1 protein-coding gene is annotated in these 888 nt (G+C 51.9%); it reads right to left on the bottom strand.

What is annotated here, in order from left to right; genetic code table 11:
• On the bottom strand, positions 1–741 hold a 741-nt coding region (locus AKG33_RS00015), incomplete at its 3' end, for a phage head morphogenesis protein (protein WP_200902117.1).
• Positions 742–888 lie beyond the last annotated feature (147 nt).

The raw sequence follows: 888 nt of genomic DNA, 5'->3' as shown, positions 1-888 counted from the left end.
ACGCTCCAATTCCGGCAGATGTTTTGTCCAGACTTGCTCGCCGATTTTGGCGACTTCCTGCCATTGTTCCGGCGACGGCAGCGGTTCGGGGAAGACTTTATGCGCCGGCGGAAACCCTGCTTTCTTTTCCTTTTCCCGTAATAACGCAAGAATGCTGCTATTTTCCGGTGAACTTTCCCAACCTTTATCCGGTGTAATCGGTCTTCTGATGCCGTATTCGTCCACATATTCCGGCACCGTCACCGTGCCTTTATAGCCCAATTTCGCCGCTTGCCGTGCGCTCAAACTCATCAGCGTGCAGCGGCAATTGAAGCCATTTGGCGCTGCCAATGTTCGCCAAACCGCATCATCAACCGGCGCCATAAAACCATGCAATGCCTTATGATGCGGACGCGTGCGGCTATCATTGATGGCGCTGTAGCGCAGAATGGGGCGGTTTTCTTTTTGCGCGCGGAATTGCACCCATTTACCGGCGTTATAAGCGCGCAGGCAGGCGGTGCGGTAAACGGTTTCCAAATAATGCCGCGGCAAACCTTGGGCGGTGTAATTTTTTTGCCATTCTTCAAAAGTACCGCCGCGCTGGATATTTTGCGCTAAATCATCTAAAACGCCTTGGATTTGTTTGAGTTGCGCAATTTTAGACATTGTCCATGCTTCTTGTTTGAGCTTTGCTTGCAGCGCATAAAACTCCGGCGCCGGTACCACTTTTAACCGGCGTAAAAAACTGGCGGCTTCGCTCATAAAGTTCCTTGGTCAGCGTCGTGATAACCGTGCGCGCAGGCGATTTCGAGCGCTTCCCCGAACCAATCGTTAAACCCTTCGGGGTCGCGGTCGCCGTAGAGTTTGACCAAATCTTCCAACAATTGGTAATCATTGGGCGCGTTTTTG

This window comes from Dichelobacter nodosus (genome assembly GCF_001263335.1).
Lineage (GTDB): Bacteria > Pseudomonadota > Gammaproteobacteria > Cardiobacteriales > Cardiobacteriaceae > Dichelobacter > Dichelobacter nodosus.
Note: the sequence above shows the minus strand (reverse complement) of the source record. Positions and strands in the feature narration are given on the sequence as shown.